We start from the raw sequence: 21,142 nt of genomic DNA on the forward strand, positions 1-21,142 counted from the left end.
GCGGCGGCGACTGGGTCGGCGGCCGCAGGTGATCAGCCGCAGTTCCGCCGGGCCGGAGTCGCCGTAGACGCGGCCGGCGAGCGGGACGAGGTGGCCGCCGCGCTCCGCGAGGCCGCCGACATCGCCACCCGGCTCGGCGCCGCCCCGCTGGGCGAGCAGGCCGCCACCCTGGCCCGCCGGGTCGGGCTGCGCGGCGCCGGCCGGCCCGGCCCGGACCTGCTGACCAGCCGGGAGCAGGAGGTGCTCCGGCTGGTCGCCGAGGGGCACAGCAACAGCCGGATCGCCGAGCAGCTCTTCATCTCGCCGAAGACGGCGAGCGTGCACGTGTCCCGGATCATCGCCAAGCTGGACGTGACCAACCGGGTGGAGGCCGCCGCGCTGGCCCACCGCCTCGGCCTGCTCGACCCGACGCCGCCCACTACCCCGGCGCAACGCCGAGGCAGGTAGGCCGGCTCGCACGTCCGGCCCTGCTCGGCGCGGCGGGCTCAGCGGCGGGGCAGGTAGATCTGCCAGCCCGGGACGGTGACCATGTTGAGCTCCCCCGCGCCCGGCCCGACCCGCTGGTCCAGCCGGGCGGCCAGCCGCGACCCGGCGGGGGCCACCCACGCCGCGTCCGGGTCGGCGTCCACCGCGCGCCGGTACGCCGGCAGCCGGTCGAAGCCGGGGCGCAGCTCGTCGTCGATCACCGCGCAGCGCACCTCCTCGCCGCTGGCGAAGGCGATCCGGTTGCAGGTCCAGTAGTCGCCCCGCACGTGGAAGAGGCCCAGATCGCCGAGGCTGCCGACGAGCATGCGGTGTCGGTCGGCCTCGGCGCGCGTGGCCGGCACGGTGCCGACCACACCGGCGGTGGCGACGGCCCCGCTGCCGAGGATCCCCGCCAGCACCCCGACGGCCGCCACCCCGACCGCCCGCCCAGGTCCGCCGTAGGACTCCACCCGGGCGAGCTGGAGTGGATCAGGCTCGAGGTCGGGCCGCCGGGTGGCGCGTCCGAAAACGGCTCGGCGGGCAGCGGACCAGAGGGGCCAGAGCAGCGCCGGCGTGGCGACGGTCAAGCAGGAGAGGTAGCGGGCGCTCTCGATCGGCGTCCGGCCGGCCGCGCTGCTCACCGTGTAGGCCGCCACGACCGCCGCCGCCGCGATGAGCAGCGCCAGCCGCACCGCCGCCGACACCCGCCGTCGCTCCACAGGCTGCGGCCGGCGGAGGGTGCGCCAGGCGGTGAACGCCGCGAGGAGCAGCAGGAGCGGGAACGCGAGGGCCCACCACAGTTGCCATCGGGCGCAGTGACCGGGGGAGCAGAAGCCCATGGCCAGGGGCGGGCCGAGCACCAGGCCGCCGTAGAGCCGCTCGCCCCAGCTCGCCGCCGCCTCGGCGCCGCTGGCGGCCAGGACCGCCGCGAGCGGGTTGCGGCCGTGCCGGAGGCTGTCCAGCAGCATCGGGGCAGCGCCCAGCAGCAGCGCGCCGGCGAGCACGGCCCCGGCCCGGCCGGCCAGCTCGCGCCGTCGCCGCAGCAGCACGGCGCCGAGCGCCAGCACGTACGGCAGGATCAGCGGGTCGACCCAGAGCATCAGGCCGGAGATCAGCCCAAAGCCCGCCCAGCGGGGCAACCGCGCCCCCGACGCGCCGGTGCACAGCCCGACCGTGAGCAGGGCGAGCGCCACCCCGGCCGGGTTCAGTTCCGGGTAGCCGCCGCCGGCGATGAGCTGGTTCTTCACCACCCGGTCCGAGCCGAGCGCCAGGAAGCCGACGACCAGCAGGCCGAACCAGGGATCGCCGCCGAGCCGGCGGGTGAGGCGCCAGGACAGGGCGAGGAAGAGGGCGTACAGCGCCAGGGTGGGCAGCCGCAGGGCGAGCACGGACGGACCGGCCAGGGCGACCAGCGGCGCGGCCAGGTACGCCTCCAGCGTGCCCATGTACGCCTGCCCGTAGAACCAGACCGGGAAGTCGTCGCCGCGGGCGATGTGCAGGGCGGCCAGCCCCATGGTCGCCTCGTCGCTGTTGGTGGGCGGCGCGTCGGCGAGCAGCAGGGCCAGCCGGTAGCCGACCCCGGCCAGCCCGACCAGCAGGGCGAGCAGCGCCGGCAGCCGGGGACGCCGGGGCGTGCGCGGGCGGGTGGCCTCGCGCGGCTCCTGGCGTACCCCGGCGGTCATTCCTGGGATCATGGCATCCGGCGGCGGCCGGCGGTGGGCGACGCGGTGGACGGCCGGCCTCAGCCGGCGGCGACGACCTCGTCGCGGGCGGCGAGCGCCTGCTGGTAGAGCCGTCCGGCCCGGTACGACGAGCGGACCAGCGGGCCGCTCATCACGCCGGCGAAGCCGATCTCCTCGGCCTCCTCGCGCAGCTCGACGAACTCCTCCGGCTTGACCCAGCGGGTGACCGGGTGGTGCCGGGGGGAGGGGCGCAGGTACTGCGTGATGGTGATCAGCTCGCAGCCGGCCTCGTGCAGGTCGCGCAGCGCCTGGGAGACCTCGGCCCGCTCCTCGCCCATGCCGAGGATCAGGTTGCTCTTGGTGACCAGGCCGTCGGCGCGGGCCTGGCGGATCACGTCGAGGGAGCGCTCGTAGCGGAACGCCGGGCGGATCCGCTTGAAGATCCGCGGCACGGTCTCCACGTTGTGCGCCAGCACCTCGGGTCGGGCGCCGAAGACCTCGGCGAGCTGCTCGGGCACCGCGTTGAAGTCGGGGATCAGCAGCTCGACGCCGCAGCCGGACTGGAGGGCGTGGATCTGCCGGACCGTCTCGGCGTAGAGCCAGGCGCCGCCGTCGGGCAGGTCGTCGCGGGCCACGCCGGTGATGGTGGCGTAGCGCAGGCCCATGGCGGCGACGGACTCGGCGACCCGGCGGGGCTCGTCGGCGTCGAACTCGGCGGGCTTGCCGGTGTCGATCTGGCAGAAGTCGCAGCGCCGGGTGCACTGGTCGCCACCGATGAGGAAGGTGGCCTCCCGGTCCTCCCAGCACTCGTAGATGTTGGGGCAGCCGGCCTCCTGGCAGACGGTGTGCAGCCCCTCGCGCGAGACGAGCCCGCGCAGCTGGGTGTACTCCGGGCCCATCTTGGCCTTGACCTTGATCCACGGCGGCTTGCGCTCGATCGGCGTCTCGGCGTTACGCGCCTCGATCCGCAGCATGCGCCGCCCCTCGGGGGCGACGGTCGCGGTGCGCGCTGCCTGCTCAGTCGTCGGCGCGGAGTGCTCGATCGTCACAAGGCCGAGCGTACGCCGGTCGGTGGCCGTCGATGGACCTCGGGCGACCGCCGTCACGCCCCAGATGTTGTGACACCGGACACCAGCGCCGAAAAAAGGGCGTCACACCGGCCGGGGTCGGGGTGCTAGCGTGCCGGGCAGAGCTGCGACGGAGCCGAGTAGCGCACCGATCCGCCAGCGCAGAGAGCCGCCGGTTGCTGAGAGGCGGTCTGGCGCCGGTGCGTGAAGACCCTCCCGAGCTGCGGGAAGAACGGCGTCCGCGCCCAGTAGAACCCGCCCGGCTGGCCCCGGTGAAAAGGCGACGAACGAGGCTCCCGCTTCGGCAGGGGCGAAGGTGTGGTGGCACCGCGAGGTACCCGCTCGCCCACACCTCCCGGGGATCGCGTTGCGATTGACCAAGGAGGTAACCGCCGTGCAACGCATCCTGTCCTCCCAGCTCACCCACCATGTCGGCGCGACCGTGCGGATCGCCGGCTGGGTGCACCGCCGCCGGCTGCTCAAGTCGGTGGCCTTCCTGATCGTCCGGGACGCCGCGGGCCTGGCCCAGGTGGTGGTCACCGACCCCGCCGTGCGTGCGGCCGTCGAGTCGCTGCCCGAGGAGACCGTCGTCGAGGTCACCGGCACGGTGGTCGCGAACGCCACGGCGCCCGCCGGGGTCGAGCTGGCCGAGCCGACGGTACGCCCGCTCGGCCCGCCCGCCGTCCCGCCGCCGTTCGACCTGTACCGGCCGGTGCTCACCGCCACCCTGCCCACCCAGCTCGACCACGCGCCCACGGCGCTGCGCCACCCGACCCGCGCCGCCGCGCTGCGGATCTCCGCGGCGGCGGTGGCCGGCTTCCGGGCCGCCCTGGACGAGCGCGGGTTCGTGGAGATCCACACCCCGAAGGTGGTCGCCTCGTCCACCGAGAGCGGGGCCAACGTGTTCGCGCTGGACTGGTTCGGCCGGCCCGCGTACCTGGCCCAGTCGCCGCAGTTCTACAAGCAGCTCATGGTCGGCGTCTTCGAGCGGGTGTACGAGGTCGGCCCGGTGTTCCGCGCCGAGCCGCACGACACGGTCCGGCACCTGGCCCAGTACACCTCCCTCGACGTCGAGCTGGGCTTCGTGGCCGACCACCGGGACGTGATGGCCGTGCTGCGGGAGACCCTGGCCGGGATGCTGGCCGAGGTCGCGGCGCGTGCCGACGGAGCGCTCGCCACCCTCGGGCTGGCCCTGCCCGAGGTGCCCGCCGAGATCCCGGCCGTGCACTTCACCGAGGCGCTGAAGATCGCCGGGGCGCCGGCCGACGAGCCGGACCTCGCCCCGGCGCACGAGCGGGCGCTGGGGGAGTGGGCGCGCCGCGAGCACGGCTCGGACTTCCTCTTCGTCACCGGCTACCCGATGGCGAAGCGGCCGTTCTACACCCACCCGGACCCGGCCCGGCCGGCCCACTCCAACGGCTTCGACCTGCTGTTCCGGGGGATGGAGCTGGTCACCGGCGGGCAGCGGCTGCACCGGTACGAGGACTACCTGGCCGCCCTGGCGGCCCGCGGCGAGCCGGTCGAACCGTACGCCGGGTACGTGGACGCGTTCCGGCACGGCATGCCGCCGCACGGGGGCTTCGCCATCGGGCTGGAACGCTTCGTGGCCCGGCTCACCGGCGCGGCCAACGTCCGGGAGGTGACCGCCTTCCCCCGGGACCTGCACCGGCTCACCCCCTGACCGGTGCGGGCCGGTAGGTCAGGGCGCGATGGGGAGGCGGCGCTTGTGCTCGGTGGCGAGGTATCGGGCCACCAGCGCCGTCTCCACCTCGGCCGGCACCGGCCGGCCCTCCAGGTAGTCGTCGATGTGCTCGTAGGCCAGGCCGAGCGCGTCCTCGTCGAGCTTGCCCGGGGCCAGGGTCTCCAGGTCCGCCGTGGGCGCCTTGCCGACCAGCTCGGCGGGTGCGCCGAGCGCCGCGGCGAGCGCCCGCACCCGCCGCTTGGTCAGCCCGGTCAGCGGGACCAGGTCGGCCGCGCCGTCGCCGTGCTTGGTGAAGAAGCCGGTGACCGCCTCGGCGGCGTGGTCGGTGCCGACCACCAGCCCGGCCGCCGCGCCGGCCACCGCGTACTGGGCGATCATGCGCTGCCGGGCCTTGACGTTGCCGAGCACGAAGTCCTGGTGGGCGGCGTCGCGGAAGGTCAGCCCGCCGGCGACCAGCGCGTCCAGGGCGGCGTCGGCGGCCGGCTTGACGTCGACCGTGAGCACCCGGTCCGCGCGGATGAACTCCAGCGCCGCCTGGGCGTGGTGCTCGTCGGCCTGCGCCCCGTAGGGCAGGCGCATGGCGATGAAGACGGCCGGGTGGCCGGCGGCGCGGGCCCGTTCGGCGGCGAGCTGGCAGAGCCGGCCGGCCGTGGTCGAGTCGACGCCGCCGCTGATGCCCAGGACCAGCGTGGTCATGCCGGTGTCGACCAGGCGGTCGGCGAGGAAGACGACCCGCCGCTCGATCTCCTCGGCGGCGTCGAAGGTCGCCGGCACCTGGAGCTCCTCGGCGATCCGCTGCCAGGTCGACATCACGTCGGTCATCGGGGGTCCTCTCCTGCTCAGGCGGGACCGAGCAGGTCCCAGGGGTTGCCGGCGAGGTCGCGGAAGACGGCGACCCGCCCGTAGGGCTCGGTGCGCGGGGGCTTCACGAACTCGACCTTCGCCTCGACCATCCGCCGGTAGGTGGCGTCGAAGTCGTCGACCTGGAGGAAGAAGCCGACCCGGCCGTGGGTCTGGTCGCCCACCGCCGCCGCCTGCCGCTCCCCGTCGGCGCGGGCCAGCAGCAGCCCGGTGCCGCCGCCCGGCGGGCGGACCACCACCCAGCGCTTCGGCCGGCCGTCGTTGGTCAGGGACGGCTTGTCCTCCACCAGCTCGAAGCCGAGCACCTCGGTGAAGAACGCGATCGCCGGGTCGTAGTCGGCGACGACCAGGGTGACGAGATCGATCCGCACCCGCTAGTCCTGGACCGCGACCAGGGTCGGCAGGTGCCGCTCGACCACCGGCAGCACGTCGGCGACCGTGATCGGCCGGCCCAGCTCAGCGGTGAGCGAGGTGACCCCGGCGTCGCGGATGCCGCAGGGCACGATCCGGTCGAAGTGGCCGAGGTCGCAGTCGCAGTTGATCGAGAAGCCGTGCAGGGTCACGCCCCGGGCCACCCGGATGCCGATGGCGGCCACCTTGCGGGCCGGCCCCCGGTCGTCCTCCGGCACCCAGACCCCGCTGCGCCCCTCGACCCGCCCCGCGGCGAGCCCGATCTCGGCGCAGACGTCGATCAGCAGCTGCTCGGTGCGCCGGACGTACGCCACCACGTCGACCGGGTCGGGCAGCTTGACGATCGGGTAGCCGACCAGCTGCCCCGGCCCGTGCCAAGTGATCTTGCCGCCGCGGTCCACGTCGACCACCGGGGTGCCGTCCATCGGCCGGTCCCACGGCTCGGTGCGCTTGCCGGCGGTGTAGACGCTGGGGTGCTCGAGCAGCAGCACGGTGTCGCCCTGCTCGCCGGCCACCACGGCCTCGTGCAGCCGGCGCTGCTCGTCCCAGGCGGCCTGGTAGTCGAGGAGCCCGGCACGGACGGCGGTCAGCCCGGAAGTCGTCACGCTCACCCGTTCAGCCTAGTCCCGCGGGCCGGGGGCGGACCGCGTGAGCCTCATCGCAGGCGCGAGGAGTGCGGCGCGGCGGAGCCCCGCAGTCGCGGCCCACGGAGTACGGGTCGCCGGTCAGGCCGGCGGGACCCGCCAGAGCCAGACGTCCTCGACCCGCTCGGGCGGGCCGAGCAGGGCGGTGGCGGTGCGGCGCACCGCCTCCTCGTCGACGTCGAACTTCGCGCCGTGCACCCGGTCGGCCAGCACCACCGTCTCGACCCCCCAGTAGTGCAGGTCGGCCCGGGACTCCCGGATGCTGCCGTCGGTGATGATCGGCACCAGCCCGGTCCGCCCGGCCTGGTCCACCAGCGCGCTGAAGGTCCGCGGCACCGGCCCGATCCGGCCCCGGCCGTCCGGCCCGCCCGGGCCGAGGAAGAAGCCGGCCGGGATGCGGAACTCGCCCTGCCGGTGGGCCAGCGCGTACGCCTGCCAGCGCTGGCCGTCGGGGTAGAGGTCCACGGTCACCGGCAGCGGGGTGAGCACCCCGCCGGGGGAGACGTAGCGCTGCCAGGCGCCGCTGGTGATGAACGCCGGCACCGGCTCCCGGATGCTGGTCAGCAGCGGGGTGGGCAGCAGCGGCAGCAGCGCGGCGGCGAAGCCGAGCGCCCAGACCAGCTCGGTGGAGCGGTGCCGGGGCGGCCGGGCGCGCAGCGTGTCGAGCGCGTACGCCAGCAGCAGGCCGATCACCGGGGCCACCACCAGGGCGAGCCGTGAGGGCAGCGCCGCGTTGATCACCGGCAGGTTGTCCAGCACCCCGAACGGCAGCAGCTGGTCGGTTCGCCGGCCGTTCCACTTGGCCGTGGGCCCCCAGGAGAGCACCGCGAAGACCAGCGCGGTCACCCCGAGCGCGGTGAGCGTGGCCTGGAACGCCCGGTCGGCGCGCCGCCAGAGCAGGACGAAGCAGGCGACGGCGAGCAGCAGCAGCGGGATGCCGAAGAAGGAGTTCTCCTCGGTCGGGTTGGGCGCGAGCGAGGTGCCCAGCCCGGCCCAGCCGGCCAGGGACCGGCGCGGGTACGACCCGTACGCGGCGATGTCCTCGGAGTGGATGAGCGGGTCGAAGCCGGTGCCGTGGTACCTCTGCGGCCCGGCGAAGTGCAGCCACAAGGGGTACGCCAGCAGCACCCCGGCCACCAGCGCGGTCACCCCGAGCCCGCGCAGGAAGTCCGGCAGGGCGGCCCGCGCCTCGGCCCGGCGGGCCGGATGCAGCGTCCACACCAGCAGGAACAGCGCGACCGCCAGCGCGGTGAAGAAGAGCCCCTCGGCGGCGATCGAGAAGGCGACCGCCACCAGCACACCGAGCACCACCCCGCCGGCGATCGCGCGCCCGGGTCGGCGCAGCCGGAGCACGCCCCAGACGAGCAGCGGCACCAGCCAGCCGGCGGTCCAGTTCAGGTGCGCGTTGGCGTGCGACACCATGGCCGGGCAGTAGGCGATGAAGAGCGCACCCACGCCGGCGGCCAGCCGGCTCGTGACCAGGTGCCGGCTGAGCAGCCAGTACCAGGCCACCGCGGTGGCGGCGAGGTTGAGCGTGAGGATCACCAGGAACGTCGCCGGCGGCCCGACCAGGTACGTCAGCGGCGCGAAGACCACCGCGTACGCGGTGATCGAGGTGTTGACCGCGAGGTTCACCCCGTCCGGGACGTTGATCAGGTGGGTGAAGAGCGGGTTCTCCCCGTGGGTCACCGCGTGCCCGCCGAAGGCCAGCAGCCACTCGAAGAGCGCCTGGTCGCTGGAGTTCACCGTGATCATGCGGGTGTTCGGGTCCCGCCACAGCCCGCTGGTCACCCAGAGGGCCAGGGCCACCGTGGCGAGGAGGAGCAGCAGGTCGGCGCGCCGGTTCCGGAAGGTGGTCGACGGCCCGGTGGCCTGGGGCGGGGAGCTCGGCACGCAGCGGACGATACCAACCGGAACTGGACACGCCGGTCAGACACGGAACCTCGCGGCCGGGACCGCACCCGCACACTTCGGCATCCATGAATGTGTGAGCGGGGGCCATTCCGGGGCCAGGAAACACGGACGTAACGTCGCGGCAACTCGAAGGTGACCCAGTTCACAATTCGTCGTCAGGAGGTCGCCGTGCGCCGCTCCTCATCCCTTCTCACCCGCCTGGCCGGGGTGGCGGCCGGGGTCGTGCTGGCCGCGGCCGCCGTCCTCGTCGCCGCGCTGCCCGCACAGGCCGCCGCGCTCACCCAGGTCACCGGCTTCGGCTCCAACCCCGGCAACCTGGCCATGTACGCCTACCGCCCGGACGGCCTGCCGGCCAACGCCCCCGCCGTGGTGCTGCTGCACGGCTGCACCCAGAACGCCTCGACCTACTTCACCAACTCCGGCTGGCAGAAGTACGCCGACCAGTGGAAGTTCGCGCTGATCGTGCCGCAGCAGCCCTCGGCCAACAACGCCAACTCGTGCTTCAACTGGTTCGAGACCGGGGACACCGCCCGGGGCCAGGGCGAGGCGCTGTCGATCAAACAGATGGTCGATCACGCGAGGACCAACTACGGCACCGACGCGAGCCGGGTCTACGTCAGCGGCCTGTCGGCCGGCGCGGCGATGAGCGCCGTCATGCTCGCCACCTACCCGGACGTCTTCGCCGCCGGCTCGGTGATCGCCGGCCTGCCCTACCGCTGCGCCACCAGCATGACCAACGCGTTCAGCTGCATGAACCCCGGCGTGGACAAGACCCCGGCGCAGTGGGGCGACCTGGTCCGCAACGCGTACGCCGGCTACACCGGCAAGCGTCCCCGGGTGGCCATCTGGCACGGCACCTCGGACACCACCGTCGCGTCGCTGAACGCCGCCGAGTCGCGCGACCAGTGGACCAACGTGCTGGGCGTGTCGCAGACCCCGACCAGCACCGCCTCGCTGCCGGCCGGAACCAGCCTGGAGGTCTACGGCAGCGACCAGGTGCGGCTCTACCGGGTCTCCGGGATGGGCCACGGCACCCCGGTCGACCCGGGTTCGGCCACCGACCAGTGCGGCACCGCGGGGGCCTACTTCCTCGACACCATCTGCTCGACCTACCGGGACGCGCTCTTCTTCGGGCTGAACGGGGGCGGCACGCCGAGCCCGACCCCGACGGCGACCGCGTCGCCGTCGCCGACCCCGACCACCGCGCCGGTCTGCGTCACCGCCAGCAACTACGCGCACGTCACGGCCGGCCGCGCCTACCAGTCCGGCGGCTACGCCTACGCCCTGGGCAGCAACCAGCGGATGGGCCTCTACAACACCTTCTACACGAGCACCCTCAAGCAGACCGGTCCCAGCTACTGGGTCATCGGCTGCTGACCGCGCCGCCGCCCGCGCCGGCTCAGTCGGCGAGGGCGGCGTGCAGCGCGCCCGGCAGGTCCGGGTGGGTCCAGGTGAAGCCGGCCTTGCCGAGCACGCCGGGCAGGACCCGGGTGCTGGTGAGCGCCTCGTGGGCGAAGCCGCCGAGGGCGACCTTCAGGGCCAGCGCGGGGATCGGCATGATCGCCGGCCGGTGCAGCTGGCGGGCCAGCTCCCGGGTGAACTCGGCGTTGGTGACCGGGGCCGGACCGACCACGTTGACCGGACCGGCGAGGTCGTCGCGGCCCAGGAGGAAGCCCACCGCGTCCAGCCAGTCGCGCATGGAGATCCACGGCAGCCACTGCCGGCCGTTGCCCAGCTTGCCGCCGACGCCCAGCCGGAACGGCAGCAGCTGCGGCTTGAGCATGCCGCCGTCGCGGTGCAGCGGGAGCCCGGTGCGCAGCCGCACCACCCGGGCGCCGGCGTCCTCGGCCGGGCGGGTAGCGGCCTCCCAGACCCGGCAGACGTCGGCCAGGAAGCCCTCGCCGGCCGGCGAGTCCTCCTCGACCGTCCGGTCGCCGGTGTTGCCGTACCAGCCGACCGCGGAGGCGTTGAGCAGCACCGCGGGCCGGTCGGCGGCGGGCAGGCCGGCGATGGTGATCGCCAGGGTGGTGGTGCTGTCGACCCGGCTGGACCGGAGCACGCCCCGGTACGCGTCGTTCCAGCGCTTGTCGCCCACCCCGGCGCCGGCCAGGTTCACCACCGCGTCGGCGTCGGCCACCACCTGCGGGTCGAGCTGCGCGGCGGACGGGTTCCACTGCCGCTCGTCGGGAGTGCGCGGCGCCCGGCGGACCAGGCGGGTGATCTGGTGCCCGTCCGCGGTGAGCCGGTCGACCAGTCGGGTGCCGAGGAAGCCGGACACTCCGGCCATGAGGATCCGCATGTCCATATCTTCGGATACGGATGGCGATCGGGATGCGTTGAGCGGCATGAGTCACTCGCCGGTCCCGGTGGGTCCTCACGGCCGCGGCGGAGTGTGACCTGGTCGGCCGCTTCAAACCGATGATGTGAATGAATCAACGAACGACGGCCACCGTACGCAGGTCGGCCAGGTGTCGCCTCACCTCGGCGAACGCCCCCGGGGGGCAGCGGGCCGAGTGTGAGCGTCCCGAGGTTCTCCTCCCCATGTGCCCAACGTCCGGCGCCCGGGACCGTCAGTGGGGCTTCGAGCGCTTTCGAGGTCAAGTGTCAGCGGCTGTCCGCGGCAGGGTCAGGGCCCGACTGAGCGCCAGCGCTTTACTACGTCGTCGACGTCTGCTACAAGGCGGCACCAGCTATCGAGCCGGGCGACCGCGCCGGTCGGGTCGAGGCGCTCCAACAGTTGGCGGCGATGTTGATTGAACCGCTTCGCCACGGCTTCCCGGCGGCGTCCGGTTTCGTCGGCTGCGGTGAGCAGGCAGGTGCGGAGGCGGTCCTTCGGATCAGAGATCGACTCCGCCTCGTGAGGCTTGGGAAGGCCCAGACGCATTCGTCCTCGGGGATTGCCTGCGACCTGGCGAATCGCGGCCTCGTCGAGGAGGAGCCATGCCTCCGTCATTCTCACGGGGATTACAGGTACCAGCTCTGCGGTACCCCTCAGCGTCCGCACCGCCGCCTGAATCTCCTGCTCTCGAGCATGACGTCCCGCATTGTCCGCGTCGCGATGGACCACGATCAGGTCGACCGGGCCGCCCGCGAGTTTCAGGCCGGCGCTGACCCGCGACGCCACGTCCTTAGCGACCTTCGGTAGCCGGGAGAAGTCGGGCCGGCTCAGATTTACATGGACATCCTGGCAGAGGAATAGCCACTCGATGCGCTCCGCCAATGGCTCGTCCGAGGTGCCCTCGGATACGAACAATCCGGAGTAGGAACGGCCGGTCATGTCGTCAGGTCCGACGGAAGGCGGAGTTGGGCGTCCGGCGGCTCGGCAAGGTAGGCCACGATGTCGGCCTCGGAGAAGGTAGGCGTGCCCGGAACCGCCCGCCAGGACTTCCGGAACGGCAGGAGGGACAGCGCCCGTGCCGCCCCGCCGGCAGGGGTCGGGTGTAGCTTCGCATCCGCCAGGAGCAGCTCGGAGGGGTCACAGAGCTGCACCACAGCAGGCGAGTGGGTGTTGATGATGACTTGCCGGAATGGATTGTTGTCGCTTGGAGGTTCGGCGGGATCTACAGCCAAGTCTCGTACCAGCTGCACCATCGCGGGCAGGTTCCCTGGGTGGATACCGTTCTCTGGCTCCTCCATGCAGATGAGGCCGCTGAAGTCCGCGTCTTCGAGCAGTACGCAGAGCGCCAGGAACCGAAGCGTTCCCTCAGACAAAGCCCGGGCTGGGAGCCGGAGGCCGCCGCGCTCCTGGAGAAAGAGAGTAAAGGTTTGGCGCACCTCGTCGAACTCGACGTCCAATCCCTCCACGGCGACGCCGGCAAGGTCTGAGAGCCTCCCCGCGACCCGGGCGTAGACACGATCAGGATCGCGACCGGACCAGTCCGGCGCGTACGCTACGCGATAGAGAGTGCTGGGCAGATGCCTACCGTCCGGGTCCAGTGACTCGGGTCCGGTCTCGTCGTCTGGCGTACGAAGCGCGGACGGCTCCAGTGCGAGGCGGCGCCAACGCCGCATCTCGTTCCGTGCGGCGAAAATGGTGGGGTTGTCGGCTGTAATCGTCGTGCTCAACACAGTGCGTGCGGCACGGCCAGCGGATCGCGACTTCTCCACTCTGTCGCCGTCGGCGTGGACATTGATGAGAGCCTCGTGCATGCCCCGCCGGTCGGTGGAGAGGAAGACCCGTTTCCCATAGTGGTTCAAGACGACCGAGTCGAGAAAAGCTGAGCTTGCGGGGAACGTGATTCGAGCACGTGAGTCCTCCACCTGTCGCAGGTCTTCGCGTAGCAGTTGAAGACGTCCGCTTCCGTGTTCGGCTCGCGATGCCCCGTAGCCAAGGGTGACTTCGTAGCGGAGGTATGTCGCCGTCGGCCGAGCTAGCTCACCGAGTTCGTCTTCGACCTGGACGGGCACGATCATCTCTGCGGCGAGCGTAATTCGATGTTCGTGTTGCCGATAGCCGTCCCAAAAGAGGTCGCGCGGATCGCCGCCGATTGCTCCGGCCGTCCCGCGCACTCGCTGCGCAGCGTCGGCCAACGACTCGGTCGCAAGATAGGAGAGAAACTCGATTGCGTCAAAGACGTTTGACTTTCCCATGCCATTCGCGCCAGCGATACAGGTGAAAGGGCCGAAGTCTATGGCGACGTCCAGCAGGTTCTTGAAGCCCTGCACCTCCAGCCGCGTCAGCATAGCCAGAGCCTAGTCGCGGAGGAGGGGATCACCTATGCCACCTCAGCGATCGGCGCGGCGGTGGCGCGGACGGACCGCAGAATCGCGACCATGCGGTCGATGTCCGCCTCGGCGAAGAGGCTGTCTGGGCCATGCGGCGCGATGTCCGTGAACGGCGACTCGTAGAGCAAGCCCTCGTCCATGACGCCGTTCCGCGTCAAGTGTCCGATGATCATGTGGATGAACTCGATCTGGCTCCGGGACAGTGTCCGCCCGTCAAGGAACTCGCCGAACGCCTCGGTGGCGGCCTGCCGGTCGAGCCCGACGAGAGACCGGATGAACAGGCCCAGCCCGTCTGCCGACTCTCGCGCCTGCTCGAAGTCCTCGGCGGCGCCGACGCCGCTCTCGGCCAGCATGCGCTCCAGCTCCGTCAGGTCAACGGGGGAGAGCTGTCGATTACGCCTTACCTTCTGCAGCGCCACGTGGTCCTCGTGCTTGCGGAGGAAGTCGCGCGCCTTGGCCCGGAACCGTTCGAAGTCGGTGCCCACCCGCGCCTGCGGGATGGTGATCTCGGTCAGCTCGCCGAGTTGGTCGGCGAAGTTGGTGTAGACGACCGCACGCTTCGACCGCTCGATCAGCCGAACCAGGCTGCGGACGCGGCGGCGCATCAGTTCCAGCATCGGCAGGGTGACGTCCTGCCACCACTCGTCGCCCGCCACCCCGGCCAGGAGTTGCTGCTGCTGCCGAACGACCGGGATGCTGGTCTGCTCCAGCAGAGCGTGGGCGATCTCCTGGACCTGTCGGCGGAGCCGGTCGTATCCCGGTTCGACGGCGAGCAGGCCGAGCTGGAGGCGGAGCACCATCAGGTCGAAGCGCTTGGCGGCCTCGTCCTCGTCGCGGACGCCGCTGGGCAGACCGGCGAGCTTGCTGCCGATCTCGTTGATGGTCTCGGCATTGAGCCGGTGCCAGTGGGCGAAGTCGGCGTAGTACTCGACGGCGCGGCGCTGGGGGCGTACGACGAAGTTGTCCAGCGAGATGCCGGCGACCCGGTCGTGCAGTTGGTGGGCGATGTCCCAGCGAAGGCCGGTATCGCTCGTGGTTCCATCGGTCTGCCCGTCCGGCCTGCCGTCTTCCGGCAGCCGCTGGTCCAGCTGGTAAAGGAGTTCCAGCCGGGCCCGGAACAGCCGCTCGGTCAGGGATGCGCCGAGCGAACCCTCCGTGGGCGGGATGTCCTGACTGAAGTACGGGAAGTTCGCGCAGCAGTCGAAGATGAAGAAGTCCTGCTTGTTCTCACCGGGGCCGTAGAGGTCATCGCAGCGGCGGGTGCCCCGGCCGATCATCTGCCAGAACTTCGACTTCGACCGGACCAGCTTGAAGAAGACCAGGTTGACGACCTCGGGTACGTCGATGCCGGTGTCGAGCATGTCCACCGAGATCGCGATGTGCGGGGCCTTATCCTTGATCGAGAAGCAGTCGATCAGGTGCTGGGCGTGCTCGACCTGGTGAGTGATGATCTCGGCGAAGCCGCCGCGCAGCTCGGGGTAGTTGAGGTCGAAGCGCTCCAGGATGAACTTCGCGTGGTCGTTGTTCTTGGCGAAGATGATCGTCTTGCCGAGCCGGTCCCCGCCAGCGACCTTGTGGCCGCGGGTCATCAGTACCTCGAGCACCTTGTCGACGGTGTCGATGTTGAACAGCCACTTGTTCACCGCGTCCGGGTCGACCCCGTCCGGCGGGCCGTCGTCGCCCCAGTCGAGCGACTCCCATGCGTCCTTGTCTTCCTCGCTGAGGTCGGCGTAGCGGATGCCGTCCCGTTGGAACTTCAGCGGCACGTCCACCGCGCGCGGCGGCACGAGGTAGCCCTCCCTGACCGCCTCGTCCAGGTCGTAGTGGTCGGTGGGGACACCGTCCTCGAGGTGGAACAGGCTGTAGGTGTTGCGGTCGATCTCGTTCCGGGGGGTGGCGGTCAGCCCGACCAGCAAGGCGTCGAACCAGGAGAAGATCGCCCGGTACTTCTGGTAGACCGACCGGTGCGCCTCGTCGATGATCACCAGGTCGAAGTAGCCCGGCCCGAAGCGCCGCACCCCGTCGGTCGCGTCGTTGATCAGGCCCATCATGGTCGGGTACGTCGAGACGTATACCCGGCCCTCGGAGCCCTTCTCGGTGACCAGGTTGACCGTGGCGACCTCGGGCAGGTGCGCCTTGAAGGCGTTGACCGCCTGGTTGACCAGGGCATTGCGATCGGCTAGGAAGAGCACGCGCTTGACCCAGTTGGCGCGCATCAGCAGGTCGACGAGGGCGATCACGGTCCGGGTCTTGCCGGCGCCGGTGGCCATGACCACCAGCGCCTCGCGCTGCTTGTGCTCGAACGCCTCGCCGATGGCCCGGATGGCACGCCACTGGTAGTGCCGCTCCACGATGTCGCCGTTGATCTTCATCTGGTGCAATGGTCGGCGGGTCTGCCGCCGCTGCACCATGAGCTGCAGCTCGGCCTTGGTGTAGAAGCCCTGCACCTGCCGGGGCGGGTAGGTCGTGTCGTCCCAAAGCCAGCGCTCGTAGCCGTTGGTGTAGAAGATCACCGGGCGCTGTCCGTACGCCTGCTCAAGGCAGTCGGCGTAGAGCTTGGCCTGCTGCTTGGCCGCGGTGGCGTCCCGGCGGGCGCGCTTTGCCTCGACCACGGCGAGCGGCCTGCCGTCGTCGCCCCAGAGCACGTAGTCGACGAGGCCCTTGCCCGTGCCTGCGGGCATGCCGGTCACCGGGAACTCCCGGTCCCGCGGCTGGTCGAGCGCCCAGCCGGCCTCCTTGAGGAGTACGTCGATGAAGAGGTCGCGGGTCTGCGCCTCGTCGTAGTCGTGGTCGTCCGGCCGCATCTCGTTGGCGGCCTTCGCGGCGGCGATCTCGGCGCGGACCTTCGCCAGCTCGGCGTCGAGGCTGGCGTTCTTCTCCCGCTCGGCGGCGAGCGCGGCGTCCTGCGCGGCGAGCTTGTCGGCCAGCGCCTTGAGCTGCGCCTGGCTGGTCTGCTGCGGGCTGCCGTGCGACGGCCGGGGGATCAGCGACTCGTCGAAGGCGAGTGCGCTAGGCGGCACCTGCGACTGGTCGCGGGTGTAGTGCCGGGCCACCCAGTAGAGGACGTGGAACAACTCCCGCACGACCGGCAGCGAGTCGGTCGACCTGACGGGCGCGTTCTTGTGCACCGCCCAGTTGCCCTGCTTGCGGATCAGATCCATCTTGGCGTTGAGCCCCGGACCGACGACGTTGCGCAATGTCGGCTCGTGAACCATGGCCGCCAGGTCCTTTTTGTATGGCAGCGCAAGGGTGCTGTCGACCTGGAAGAGCCAGGTCAGGGTGTGCTCCAGCGTCCGGCGGGCATAGAAGCACGCGGTACGCGGATCGGCGACCGCGTTCCGCTCGGCCTTGGCGGCTTCCCGGAACAGGTCAGGCCATTCGGCCTTCAGGAACCCAAAGTTGCTCATCGAGCGCCAACTCCCCACAGTCGACAGCAGCCCTGAAGCTTCTCACATCAGAGCAACCCCCGGAAGGCCCGATCTTGCAGGGACGCGAACAGTGCGTCCAACTCGTTGAGGCTCTGGCGGTGCATCCTCTTCAGTGCCTCAACCGCCATCGCCCGGTCTCGGAAGTCTTGTTGTAGAGCGAGAGGTGGCTGTGGCACGGGAATCGCCTTCACGTCAGCCAGGTTGATGCCTTGCACTGCTGCCCCCTTGGTTCGTCTCTCCATCCAGCGTTGTAGCGCAGGGGTACGCATGCATTCCATGACGTAGTAGGAGGACCGGGGGTCGACGGCGAGTCTGGCGGAGTCCTGAGTGATGTTGGCGCCGTCGAGAGAGTCCGGAATGGTGGCCATTCGACCGACATGGCCGCGGATCGACATCAACAGGTCACCCCCCCGCAAAAGTGACCGTCGGTACTGAGCAGAAATTTCTGAACTGGTGCGACGGATGTCGGTTAAGTCAATCTCCCCGTTCTTCATGTCGACAACACGTACGTACTTCGGGCCATTGTCGGTATTCTCGCCGGGCTTCAGGATCCCGTAAGTGATTGGCCGCCTTTGGTCGACCCATTCGATCAGTGGTCGAACGTCATAGCCTTGGGGGTTCTTGATGGGGTCGCTGAACATTTCCAGGAAGATGGACTGAGTGAGGTCGCCGAGGTGGGCGAGGGCTTCGCGGCGCTTGGCGCGCAGCTCATCCGCCCGATCTAGGACCTCCGCAATCCTCCGCTGTTCCTCAAGCGGTGGAAGGGGGATGGTGAGCTTTAGGCAACGCTCAAAGTTGAGGTTCGAAATGTTGGTCGTTTTCTGCCCAAAGCTTCGAACTGTTGTCTGCGTTCGAGGCGAGGCGAACCAGTGGTAGAGGTAGCGAGCGTCGATCTTTGTCGAGTCTGCTCGAAGGGTGGAAATGAATCCACCGAAGCTTGCGGCAGTGGGCAGTCCTGAAACCCAACAGCACTTGCCGACCAAGTTCCAACTGTTGGCGCTGGAGACGAGGATGTCGCCTGCTTCGAGGAACTGTTCCCGGCGCTTCACCAGAGTTGCGTCGACTGCCCAAACGTCTGATAGATCCAAATCCGCCTGGACGTTCTTGGTCCGCATACAGAGGACGGAACCCGGGGTATCGAGTGGTACTACATCATCGGGCTTGAACGTGATGCCTCGGATGAAGGAGGCGACATCCCCGAGCGATGCGGTGGCCGGCGCAGTGGTCATCAGAGCATCGCCTTCAGGTCAGCCATACCTTGCTGGACCTCGGACTCGAGTCGTTCCAGGTCGGCCAAAATCTTCAGCGGCGGCCGGTGCTCGACCTCCTCGTGGACGACCTCCTTGTAGCGGTTCAAGCTCAGGTCGTACCCCTGCTCGACGATGTCGGTCTTGGGCACGCAGAAGCTCTGCTCGGTTCGTGCCCGCTGCAACTCGTCAGCGTCGCGCCGGACCCACCGCGCCAACGCGTCCGGCAGGTTGTTCTTCGCGTGCTCTTCCTCGGTCAGCGCCACGTCCGGCACCGGGCTGAGCTTGTCCGGCGGCAGCAGGGGAGTCCGCTTGTCGTCCAGGCTCCAACCGTCGGCGGTCACCTCGTAGAACCAGACGTTGTCGGTGCCGCCACTCTCGGTCTTGGTGAAGAGCAGGATGGCCGTCGAGACGCCGGAGTATGGCTTGAACGTGCCGCTGGGCAGCTTCACCACGCCGTCTAGCTTCTGCTCCTCCACCAGGATCCGGCGGAGCTCCTTGTGTGCCTTGGTCGAGCCGAAGAGCACACCGTCCGGCACGATCACCGCCGCCCGGCCGCCGGGCTTGAGTAGGCGCAGGAAGAGGGCGAGGAACAGCAACTCGGTCTTCTTGGTCTTGACGACCTGCTGGAGGTCCTTGGAGGTGCTCTCGTAGTCCAGGCTGCCCGCGAACGGCGGGTTGGCCAGGATCAGCGAGTACTCCTCCGACTCTTTGCCGACATTGTCGGACAGGGAGTCGCGGTAGTGGATCTGCGGCTTCTCCACCCCGTGTAGCAGCATGTTCATGTTGCCGATGCGCAGCATCGTCCCGTCGAAGTCGAATCCGTGGAACATGTCTTCGTGGAAGTGCTTGCGCTGCTTCGCGTCGTGGAGCGCGTCCGGATGATGGCGGCGCAGGTACTCGCCGGCTTCCACCAGGAAGCCCGCCGTGCCGCAGGCTGGGTCGCAGATCTTGTCGTCCGGCGTCGGCTGCATCATCTCGACCATGAGCTGGATGACGTGCCGCGAGGTGCGGAACTGACCGTTGCGCCCGGCCGTGGCGATCTTGCCGAGCATGTACTCGTAGAGGTCACCCTTGGTGTCCCGCTGTGCCATGTCGATGTCGTCGAGCATGTCGACCACGCGGGACAGCAGCCCCGCGTTGGGGATGGTGAACCGGGCGTCCTTCATGTGTTCCGAGTAGGTCGACCCGTCGCCACCTAGGGTCCTCAGGAACGGGAAGACCCGGTCCCTGACCGTCGCGAACATGTCGCCAGGGGCGATCTCCTTGAACTGTGACCACCGCAGGTCGGACATCTTGCGACCCTCGGGGTCGGTGCCCTGGAAGATCGGACGCTCGATCGGCCTACCTGTCCGGGCCGCCTTCTTCTCGGCCAGGTAGTACAGCTCGTCCAACCGCTTGATGAAGAGCAGGTAGGTGATCTGCTCGATCACCTCCAGCGGGTTGGAGATGCCCCCCGACCAGAAGGCGTCCCAGACGCGGTCGACTTTGTTCTTCAGGTCACCGGTGATCACGTAGCTTCGGTCCCCACCCCGTAGGCGCTGTCGAGTTGACCTTCGTAGGTTAGTGCTGTGGCGGTGGTCTCTCGGATCGGGCGTTGGGGTGAGTTGGTCGTCGGTCGGCGAGGAATCGCCCAGCCGAGGAAGCGGGCGAAGAGCTGCCCCGGCGTCGGCCCGTCCTCAGGATTCAGCGCATGCAGCTCGCCGGCCGCGTCGTGCAGCATCCCGCCCAGGTAGACCAGTAGTGCCACCCGGTCGTCGGCGTACTCGCGTCGCAGGCTGAGCCGGGCTGGGGCGCAGGGCCAGGGTGCGGCGCAGGCCCGGCAGAGCCAGAGCGGCCGCAGCGGCAGGTGCCCGGCGCTCACCACCGGCCGCCGTTGGCCCGCCACGTCTGCGCCGGGGTCAGCCGGCCGACCCGCCCGACCTGCGGGTTCGACCGGGTCGCCCCGTCCCACCAGCGGCTGTTCGGCGGCGGCGCCGGCGGCTCGGTGGGGACCGGCGCGTGCCGGTCCGGGCAGACGGTCCAGCGCAGGCCGCACGAGCACCAGCGCCGCCCGCGCCGCCAGGTCCGTCGGTGCCGGGGCGCGAGCGGCACCCGCCTCGCGTTCCGACGCGGCCACACCGTCAGCACCCCGATCGGGTACGCGCACCGGCAGCTCGCCGCGTTCCGCAGCTCGTCGATCACGTCGTCGGGGAGACCGCGGGAGCGCAGCACCCGCCGTCCCCAGCGGTGCAGCAGACAGGGGTACGGGGTCCGGTCGCTGCGGCACAGCGGGCCGGTGGGCCACTCCTCGGCCCGGTGCACCAGCATCGCCCGGATGGCGAGCTTGACGTCCTCCACCGTGACGAACCACGGCACCGGCAGCTCGCCGAGCACCTTCTCCATCGCATCCACCGGTTGGCCGACCACTGACCGCACGCTGCTCCGCCTCTCTTGTCGGGTGCGGCGCCGAGACGGGCGGGGACGGCCGTGTGCGCGTGGTCGGCCGGAGCCCGGCACCCGCCCCGGGCCTGCTCACGGGCCCGTCGACGCCAGATCGCGGGCAGGGGGTGGCACCCGGCCGACTACCGGGGGAGTGGCCGGCCGGGTGGTTCTACGGGAGACCAGCTCCGGGTTTGCAGACCAGGGAGCCGGTCAGGACGAACTTTGTCAGACAAGACTAGTAAAGTCAACGGACTACTCCTTACTTGTCTCGTAAAGTTCGTTGTGATCGAATGGCGGTGCAGACCAGGGAGTCAACATGCCCGCCAAAGCCAAGTGGGCGCGGATCGCTGATCACATCCGTGAGCAGATCGCGTCCGGAGAACTCGCACCCGGCGACAAGCTGCCGTCCACCGCTCAGCTCAGGGATGAGTACGGGGTGTCGGCTGGTGTCGTCCGTCAGGCCATACTCGTGCTTCAGATGCAGGGAGTTGTCGAAGGCGTCCACGGGGTCGGGGTGTTCGTCGCCGAGCAGTTGCCGGACGCGCCAGGCAGGTCCGACCGCTAGGAGTGCG

Annotated in this window: 18 protein-coding genes; 4 read left to right on the top strand and 14 right to left on the bottom strand. The window is 70.4% G+C overall.

Translation table 11 applies throughout. The features are described from left to right. The coding region (locus ABZV78_RS24580) for a response regulator transcription factor (RefSeq protein WP_355642139.1) at positions 1–447 on the top strand (447 nt) is incomplete at its 5' end. Between the two features lie 38 nt (positions 448–485). On the opposite strand, the gene ABZV78_RS24585 is transcribed toward ABZV78_RS24580, so the two are convergent. Together ABZV78_RS24585 and lipA are read right to left on the bottom strand one after the other, a co-directional pair. Next, the gene (locus ABZV78_RS24585) at positions 486–2,147 is read right to left on the bottom strand and encodes a DUF423 domain-containing protein (RefSeq protein WP_355642141.1); all 1,662 of its coding nucleotides are present in this window, start codon (positions 2,145–2,147) and stop codon (positions 486–488) included. Between the two features lie 59 nt (positions 2,148–2,206). Beyond that, positions 2,207–3,253: a lipoyl synthase gene (gene lipA / locus ABZV78_RS24590; RefSeq protein WP_167364327.1), complete on the bottom strand. Its 1,047-nt coding sequence runs from the start codon at positions 3,251–3,253 to the stop codon at positions 2,207–2,209. Between the two features lie 355 nt (positions 3,254–3,608). Here lipA and aspS point away from each other — a divergent pair, with 355 nt between their 5' ends. Further along, positions 3,609–4,895: an aspartate--tRNA(Asn) ligase gene (gene aspS, locus ABZV78_RS24595; protein ID WP_355642143.1), complete on the top strand. Its 1,287-nt coding sequence runs from the start codon at positions 3,609–3,611 to the stop codon at positions 4,893–4,895. Positions 4,896–4,913: 18 nt separating this feature from the next. Here the strand turns inward: aspS and nadE are convergent, their stop codons facing one another. The 4 genes from nadE to ABZV78_RS24615 form a co-directional block, all read right to left on the bottom strand. Then, positions 4,914–5,738 carry an ammonia-dependent NAD(+) synthetase gene (gene nadE, locus ABZV78_RS24600; protein ID WP_355642145.1) on the bottom strand — a complete coding sequence of 275 codons (825 nt, stop codon included), beginning with the start codon at positions 5,736–5,738 and terminating at the stop codon, positions 4,914–4,916. Between the two features lie 17 nt (positions 5,739–5,755). Beyond that, on the bottom strand, positions 5,756–6,148 hold the full coding sequence (locus ABZV78_RS24605; RefSeq protein ID WP_091319942.1) for a VOC family protein: 393 nt from the start codon (positions 6,146–6,148) through the stop codon (positions 5,756–5,758). A 3-nt stretch (positions 6,149–6,151) separates the two neighbouring features. Beyond that, positions 6,152–6,799 (bottom strand): lipoyl(octanoyl) transferase LipB, encoded by a 648-nt coding sequence (gene lipB / locus ABZV78_RS24610; RefSeq protein ID WP_355642147.1) that lies wholly within the window; start codon positions 6,797–6,799, stop codon positions 6,152–6,154. A gap of 114 nt (positions 6,800–6,913) precedes the next feature. After that, positions 6,914–8,725: a DUF2079 domain-containing protein gene (locus tag ABZV78_RS24615; RefSeq protein ID WP_355642149.1), complete on the bottom strand. Its 1,812-nt coding sequence runs from the start codon at positions 8,723–8,725 to the stop codon at positions 6,914–6,916. A 189-nt stretch (positions 8,726–8,914) separates the two neighbouring features. Here ABZV78_RS24615 and ABZV78_RS24620 point away from each other — a divergent pair, with 189 nt between their 5' ends. Then, positions 8,915–10,123 carry a PHB depolymerase family esterase gene (locus ABZV78_RS24620; protein ID WP_355642151.1) on the top strand — a complete coding sequence of 403 codons (1,209 nt, stop codon included), beginning with the start codon at positions 8,915–8,917 and terminating at the stop codon, positions 10,121–10,123. 22 nt (positions 10,124–10,145) lie between these two features. Here ABZV78_RS24620 and ABZV78_RS24625 read toward each other — a convergent pair whose 3' ends face one another. The 8 genes from ABZV78_RS24625 to ABZV78_RS24660 form a co-directional block, all read right to left on the bottom strand. Beyond that, a complete protein-coding gene (locus ABZV78_RS24625) occupies positions 10,146–11,045 on the bottom strand; it encodes a TIGR01777 family oxidoreductase (protein WP_355642153.1) in 900 nt (299 codons plus the stop codon). Positions 11,046–11,372: 327 nt separating this feature from the next. Further along, the gene (locus tag ABZV78_RS24630; RefSeq protein ID WP_355642155.1) at positions 11,373–12,023 is read right to left on the bottom strand and encodes a hypothetical protein; all 651 of its coding nucleotides are present in this window, start codon (positions 12,021–12,023) and stop codon (positions 11,373–11,375) included. Further along, positions 12,020–13,429, bottom strand: a complete 1,410-nt coding sequence (locus tag ABZV78_RS24635) for an AAA family ATPase (RefSeq protein ID WP_355642157.1) — start codon at positions 13,427–13,429, stop codon at positions 12,020–12,022. The genes ABZV78_RS24630 and ABZV78_RS24635 overlap by 4 nt, the downstream gene beginning before the upstream one ends. Before the next feature lie 32 nt (positions 13,430–13,461). Further along, positions 13,462–16,878 carry a DEAD/DEAH box helicase family protein gene (locus tag ABZV78_RS24640; RefSeq protein ID WP_355642159.1) on the bottom strand — a complete coding sequence of 1,139 codons (3,417 nt, stop codon included), beginning with the start codon at positions 16,876–16,878 and terminating at the stop codon, positions 13,462–13,464. Between the two features lie 47 nt (positions 16,879–16,925). Beyond that, positions 16,926–18,128, bottom strand: a complete 1,203-nt coding sequence (locus ABZV78_RS24645; protein ID WP_355642161.1) for a restriction endonuclease subunit S — start codon at positions 18,126–18,128, stop codon at positions 16,926–16,928. After that, positions 18,128–19,660 carry a class I SAM-dependent DNA methyltransferase gene (locus ABZV78_RS24650; protein WP_355642162.1) on the bottom strand — a complete coding sequence of 511 codons (1,533 nt, stop codon included), beginning with the start codon at positions 19,658–19,660 and terminating at the stop codon, positions 18,128–18,130. The genes ABZV78_RS24645 and ABZV78_RS24650 overlap by 1 nt, the downstream gene beginning before the upstream one ends. Then, positions 19,657–20,034 (bottom strand): hypothetical protein, encoded by a 378-nt coding sequence (locus ABZV78_RS24655; RefSeq protein ID WP_355642164.1) that lies wholly within the window; start codon positions 20,032–20,034, stop codon positions 19,657–19,659. Before ABZV78_RS24655 ends, ABZV78_RS24650 begins: the two co-directional genes overlap by 4 nt. Then, positions 20,007–20,555 carry a hypothetical protein gene (locus ABZV78_RS24660; protein WP_355642166.1) on the bottom strand — a complete coding sequence of 183 codons (549 nt, stop codon included), beginning with the start codon at positions 20,553–20,555 and terminating at the stop codon, positions 20,007–20,009. Before ABZV78_RS24660 ends, ABZV78_RS24655 begins: the two co-directional genes overlap by 28 nt. Before the next feature lie 331 nt (positions 20,556–20,886). On the opposite strand from ABZV78_RS24660, the gene ABZV78_RS24665 reads away from it, so the two are divergent. Beyond that, positions 20,887–21,135, top strand: a complete 249-nt coding sequence (locus ABZV78_RS24665; RefSeq protein ID WP_355642167.1) for a winged helix-turn-helix domain-containing protein — start codon at positions 20,887–20,889, stop codon at positions 21,133–21,135. Positions 21,136–21,142 lie beyond the last annotated feature (7 nt).

Source organism: Micromonospora sp. NPDC004540, from assembly GCF_040610095.1.
GTDB lineage: Bacteria > Actinomycetota > Actinomycetes > Mycobacteriales > Micromonosporaceae > Micromonospora.